The sequence below is a fragment of the Actinomycetota bacterium genome (assembly GCA_040905475.1).
In the GTDB taxonomy this organism is placed as follows: domain Bacteria; phylum Actinomycetota; class AC-67; order AC-67; family AC-67; genus DATFGK01.
Genome location: JBBDRM010000058.1, coordinates 23,271 through 28,583, shown reverse-complemented (window position 1 = coordinate 28,583; position 5,313 = coordinate 23,271). Strand labels below are relative to the sequence as shown.

Annotated in this window: 10 protein-coding genes; 6 read left to right on the top strand and 4 right to left on the bottom strand. The window is 66.8% G+C overall.

Annotated elements, in window-relative coordinates:
- From WEB06_05265 to WEB06_05250, 4 genes are all read right to left on the bottom strand, one after another.
- A partial coding sequence (locus WEB06_05265; protein MEX2555022.1) for a phosphotransferase occupies positions 1 to 1,052 on the bottom strand: 1,052 nt, incomplete at its 3' end.
- A 98-nt stretch (positions 1,053 to 1,150) separates the two neighbouring features.
- A complete protein-coding gene (locus WEB06_05260; GenBank protein ID MEX2555021.1) occupies positions 1,151 to 1,285 on the bottom strand; it encodes a hypothetical protein in 135 nt (44 codons plus the stop codon).
- Positions 1,286 to 1,296: 11 nt separating this feature from the next.
- The gene (locus WEB06_05255) at positions 1,297 to 1,722 is read right to left on the bottom strand and encodes a response regulator (protein MEX2555020.1); all 426 of its coding nucleotides are present in this window, start codon (positions 1,720 to 1,722) and stop codon (positions 1,297 to 1,299) included.
- On the bottom strand, positions 1,722 to 2,132 hold the full coding sequence (locus WEB06_05250) for a hypothetical protein (GenBank protein ID MEX2555019.1): 411 nt from the start codon (positions 2,130 to 2,132) through the stop codon (positions 1,722 to 1,724). The genes WEB06_05255 and WEB06_05250 overlap by 1 nt, the downstream gene beginning before the upstream one ends.
- Before the next feature lie 140 nt (positions 2,133 to 2,272).
- Between WEB06_05250 and WEB06_05245 the strand changes: the two genes are divergently transcribed.
- The 6 genes from WEB06_05245 to WEB06_05220 are packed head-to-tail and all read left to right on the top strand — an operon-like array spanning position 2,273 to position 5,288.
- Positions 2,273 to 2,686: a DsrE/DsrF/DrsH-like family protein gene (locus WEB06_05245; GenBank protein MEX2555018.1), complete on the top strand. Its 414-nt coding sequence runs from the start codon at positions 2,273 to 2,275 to the stop codon at positions 2,684 to 2,686.
- A 10-nt stretch (positions 2,687 to 2,696) separates the two neighbouring features.
- Positions 2,697 to 2,936, top strand: a complete 240-nt coding sequence (locus tag WEB06_05240) for a sulfurtransferase TusA family protein (GenBank protein ID MEX2555017.1) — start codon at positions 2,697 to 2,699, stop codon at positions 2,934 to 2,936.
- Positions 2,937 to 2,941: 5 nt separating this feature from the next.
- Positions 2,942 to 4,111: an FAD/NAD(P)-binding oxidoreductase gene (locus WEB06_05235; protein ID MEX2555016.1), complete on the top strand. Its 1,170-nt coding sequence runs from the start codon at positions 2,942 to 2,944 to the stop codon at positions 4,109 to 4,111.
- A complete protein-coding gene (locus WEB06_05230) occupies positions 4,108 to 4,341 on the top strand; it encodes a sulfurtransferase TusA family protein (GenBank protein MEX2555015.1) in 234 nt (77 codons plus the stop codon). Before WEB06_05235 ends, WEB06_05230 begins: the two co-directional genes overlap by 4 nt.
- A 5-nt stretch (positions 4,342 to 4,346) precedes the next feature.
- Entirely contained in the window at positions 4,347 to 4,865 is a 519-nt protein-coding gene (locus tag WEB06_05225) for a DsrE/DsrF/DrsH-like family protein (GenBank protein ID MEX2555014.1), read from the top strand.
- A gap of 9 nt (positions 4,866 to 4,874) precedes the next feature.
- Positions 4,875 to 5,288: an OsmC family protein gene (locus WEB06_05220; protein MEX2555013.1), complete on the top strand. Its 414-nt coding sequence runs from the start codon at positions 4,875 to 4,877 to the stop codon at positions 5,286 to 5,288.
- Positions 5,289 to 5,313 lie beyond the last annotated feature (25 nt).

The window sequence follows — 5,313 nt, the reverse complement described above, 5'->3', positions numbered from 1 at the left end:
GCGCGGTACGTCGCACGGGTCGTTTCGCCCGCGTAGAGGCCCTCACCGTATGGGGCGGGGGCCGGCGTCGAGGGCGGAATTCCGGCGAGCTCCTTACGGGTGTCATCGGAATGCCAATGAGCCCAGCCGCGATCCTCGGATATCAGGTGCGCGAGCGTGGTCTTGCCGGTCCCCGGCAGGCCGCCGATGAGCACGAGCCGGACCCGCGCCCGCTCGAGATGTCGGACGGCTATCTCCAGCAAGCGTGCGGCTTCGGCGGCCGCCTCGGGATCTCCTTGCTCGGCGCGCAGGCAGGCGACTTTGGAGCGAACCTGTGCGCGATAGGCGATGTAGTGGTGCACGAGCGGCTCCGGCGCGTCCTCACCGGAGAACTCGCGATACCGATTGACGAACTCCACGGCCAGATCGGGACGTCCGAGCCGCTCCAGATCCATCGCGAGGAAGGCGATATCGGAGAGGACGTCGCCGTATCGCAGCCGGTCGCTGAACTCGATGCAATCCAGGATCCGGGGCCCGTCGGGCAGACAGAAGATGTCGTCGGCCAGAAGGTCCCCGTGGCCGTCGCGGATCTTGCCCGCCGCGATCCGGTGGTCGAAGAGCGCACGGCGGCCGGCCAGGAACCCAACTGCGAGCCCCTCCGCCCGCGCCAGGGCCCCGGCGTCGAGATATCGGCCCGCGAACCGACGCACCTCCTCGAAGTTGTCCCGCCAGTTCTGGGCTACGGCCTCTGCCGTTGCGGCCGAGTCGATCTCCGCCGAGGTCGCCGCTTCGGCGTGGAACGCGGCCATCACCTTCGCGATCCGACGCATATGTTCGGCCGCGTCTCGGGAGCCGAGCAGGTTCGACAGCCGTCGGCTATCCGGCATGCGCCGCATCACGACCAGGTGGTCGCACGGTTCCCCGTCCGGACCGAGCACCGTCGCAACGCCCCGATACACGTCCGGGGCGAGGCGGCTGTTCAAAGCGACCTCACGCCGGCACGCGCTTTCGCGAGCTTCACGCGTCGAGAAGTCGAGGAACGGGAAGCGGACCGGCTTCTTCTGCTTGTACACGAGGTCGTTCGTAAAGAAGAGCGTCGCGGAGTGTGTCTCCAGGACCCGCGGGCGGTCGAGGGGCGCTTCGCGGTGGAGTTCGCACTCCGCCGACGCGTTCAATGGCGGGAGTGGTGCTTCGGTCCGCCGATATCGCGGAAGATGATCCAGGTGGTGATCAAAGCGGCCGCCCAAACCAAGAGCATCCAGGCGATCATCCCGACACCCCATCCGTAATCATGGAGGCCCCACATGGCTCCTCCTTTCATTTCGTCGGTCCCGCCCCCACCCGTGCCAGATCGAGCAGACGCCCGACCGCGGCGAGGATCTCTCGTGGGGGCGAGAACTTCTCTACGAACTCGATCGCCGACCGGCCCTCGATGTCGCGCGGCACCCCGATCGTCACGACGAGCATCGGGATGCGGCCGTAGACGTGGTGTCGGCGATACGCGCTGAGCAGATCCATGCCGCGATAGGTCCGGTGCCTCGTCGGCGTATACAGCGCGGTCGAGAACACGATCAGGTCGGCGACGTCGGGCAGCGGACAATGCCCGAAACGAAGAAGGCTGCATGCCGCAAGCGGAGACGGCGCGCCGCCGCACCGGATGACACGGTGACCCTGAGCCTCGAGGAGCCGCGCCTCGTACAGTCCGAGGTCGGGGATGTCCTCGATCAGCAAGATCGTCGCCATCAGGCGTCTCCCGGGATCCGTCGACGTGAAAGCCCTCGCACCGCGTCGATCAACTCCTCACGGTCTACCGGTCGCCGCAGCACCGTGACGCCTTCGTCGTCGAGCGGGTGCACCGAGTCTTCTTGTCCGCTCAGGGCGACCACCCGTTCACCGTGCTCCATGTAGTAGATCAACAGCTCCCATCCGGTCAGCCCCTGCATCGCATCGTCCGACGCCAGCCGCATGTCGAGCACGACCACGTCGGCGGCTCCCGCGAGCGGACACGGCGCGCCGCACGCAGCGATGCACGAGTAGTCCGGGGCCGAGGGCCCGGGGCAGTCCAGCACTTCGTAGCCGGCGTCCTCCAGCCAGCGGCCGATCTCGTTGCGCCGGACCGAATCGGGCTCCACGAGCAGAACCGCCGGGCCCATATGAAGCACCTCCTCATGGACAGATTGACAGCAGGACATCGAGCGCCACAGGGCCGAGAGACCCTTGCTGCGCGGGCCCCTCGCCCCTGCCGAATTGCCCCTCTCGCTGCGAGGCTGAACCCAGTAGAAGGAGGACACCGATGGACACCGCAGAGCCGCTATCGCTCGTGTTGTTCTCTGGGACCGACGACAAGCTCCAAGCAGCTGCGGTCTTGGCCGTCGGCGCCGCCGCCATGGAACGTCCGGTGAACGTATTCCTGCAGTACTGGGCTCTGGACGCATTCCGCGCCGACCGGATCAGAAAGGACCACGGCGCCGTGCCCGAAGCCGGCGTCGAGGGCGCCGCCGCGATGCGCATCGCTTCCGAGAAGGGGCAGCACTGGGCGGATCTGTTCACACAGGCGAAGGAGATCGGCGAGGTCGGGATCCACGCCTGCGCTCTCTCGATGGACATGTTCGAGATCACCAAGACCGACCTGGACCCGATCGTCGACGACGTCGAAGGCGTCGCGGCATTCATGGCCGAGGCGACCGGAGCGATCGTCTTTATCTAGAGGAGGAGTCATGACCACCGCAACGGTTACGAGGAGCATCGACGCCCGGGGCATGCCGTGCCCGGGTCCCCTCATGTCCCTCATCGGAGCGATCCGGGAAGGGACGGTCGGCGACGTGATCGAGGTGCTCTCCTCGGACGAGGGTTCGAAGACCGACATCCCCGCGTGGGTCGCGAAGGCGTCTCACGAGCTGGTTGAGACGATCCCCGAAGAAGGCTTCGCGCGCTTCGTGATCCGTAAGGCTCGGTGAGGGCGATGCCGGCGAGGGTCGTCGTTCTCGGCGGCGGCGTCGGTGGAACGCTCGTCGCCAACCTGATCGACAAGGAGCTCGGCCGGGACGCCCGCGTCACGGTGGTCGACCCGACGGGCATGCACGTCTATCAGCCGGGGTTCCTCTACGCGGCCCTCGGCCAGGCGAACGGCCGGTGGCTGGCTCGCGACGAGCGATTGCTTCTGCGCCGCGACGTCGGGCTCGTCATCGAGGCCGCCTCGCGCGTGGATCACGAGCAAGGATTCGTCGAGCTGGAGCGGGGAGGCTCGCTGCCGTACGACTATCTGGTGCTCGCAACCGGTGCCCGTCTTGTGCCGGAGCAGGTTCCCGGCATGACGGAGGGCGCGCACGAGTTCTATTCCCTGGCCGGCGCGCTGCGGCTGCGGGAGGCGCTCCGCGCGTTCGACGGCGGACACATCGTCATCGGTATCGCAGGGATCCCGTACAAGTGCCCGCCGGCACCGGTCGAGTTCACCCTGATGCTCGACGAGCACCTCCGGAAGCGAGGCATCCGCGAACGCAGCCGGATCACGCTCGCGTCGCCGCTCAACCGCGCGTTCACGATCGAGTCGGCATCGAAACTCGTTCAGCCGCTCATGGCCGAGCGCGGGATCGAGCTCGCCACGTTCTTCAACGTCGAGTCGGTCGACGCCGCGGCCCAGGTGGTGTCCTCGCTCGAAGGCGAGAAATCCTCTTACGACCTGCTCGTCCTGGTGCCTCCGCATCGGGGACAGAGCATGGTGGACGACTCGGGCCTCGGCGGGCCCGGCGGCTGGGTCCCCACCGACCCGGCCACGCTCCAGCATCGGTCGGCCGAGCGGATCTTCGCGATGGGCGACGCGACCGACCTCCCGATCTCAAAGAGCGGCTCGACCGCGCATTACGAGGCGCCCGTCGTCGCGAGCCGTATCGCCTCGCTGGTCCGCGGCACCGCGCCGCGGGAGTCGTACGGCGGAAAGGTGATGTGCTTCCTCGAGGTCGGCGGCGGACGTACGACCGTGCTGCGCTTCGACTACGAGCACCCGCCGGTGCCGCCGCAGCCATCGCGCCACTGGCACATGGCCAAATGGATGTTCAACCGCCTCTATTGGGCGACCGTGCCCAAGGGGCGGATCCCCGAGTTCCGCTCACGTAAGGAAAGGAGCGCGACATGAACGTCACCATCACGAAGACGCTGGATCTGAAGGGTCTGTCGTGTCCCCTCCCGATCGTGAAGACGGCGAAGGCCATGAAGGAGCTGCGGTCGGGCGATGTCGTCGAGGTACTGGCGACCGACCCGGGATCGGTTCCCGATTTCCAAGCCTGGTGCCGCGCGACGCGCAACGAGCTCATCGAGCAAACGGCAGAGGACGGCACCTATCACTATGTGATCAGGAAGAGGTGAGGACGATGACGACCGAGCTCGCCACCGCTGCGACGGAACTCGTCGAGGAAGAAGATCATCGCCTCGTGATATTCGCCTGGAGCGGGGACCTCGACAAGATCTGGCCCACGTTGATCCTGTCCACGACGGCCGCGGCGATGGGCTGGTCCGTCACGGTGTTCTTCACTTTCTGGGGGCTTTTCCCGCTCGTCCGCAACGACGTGCGCATCACGGGCGAGAACTGGATGCAGAAGATGATGTCGATGATGAACCGAGGCGGTACCGAGCATCTCAAGCTCTCGAAGATGAACTTCGCCGGCGCGGGTCCGAAGATGATGCGGAAGCTCGCGCACGACCACAAGGTTGCCGACCCGCAAGAGCTCCTCGAGATGGCGAAGGACATGGGCGTTCGCTTGGTGCCGTGCCAGATGACGATGGATCTCCTCGGACTGGATCGAGCCTCGCTGATCGATGGGCTCGACGAACCGGCCGGAGCGACGACCGCTCTGCTCGACGCCGACGGCGCGACGACCCTGTTCATCTAGGTGATCCCGATGGCAGCCATCGAGGTTCGGAACGCAGGAGGAGATCGATTCGGGATCAGGGTCCGCGATCACGGCCTCATCGTGGATCAGCCTCTGGAGGCCGGCGGATCCGACGTCGGGCCGACGCCGACGGAGTTGTTCGTGGCCGGCTTGGCGTCGTGCGTCGCGTTCTACGCCGGACGGTTCCTCCGCCGTCACGGTATGACCGCCGACGAGCTGGTGGTTGCGTGCGACTTCACGATGAGCGAAGACCCGCCGGCTCGCGTTTCGGCCGTGGAGCTCCGGCTGCAGCTGCCGAAGGGGTTCCCCGAGTCGCGCCGCACAGCGCTTCGGCGTGTGGTCGAGCATTGCACGGTGCACAACTCCATCCGCATCGCGCCGGATGTCACGATCGATCTCGGCGTGGACCGGCAGGTCGCGTAGTTTGGAACCGTCCCGGGGGGGGGGG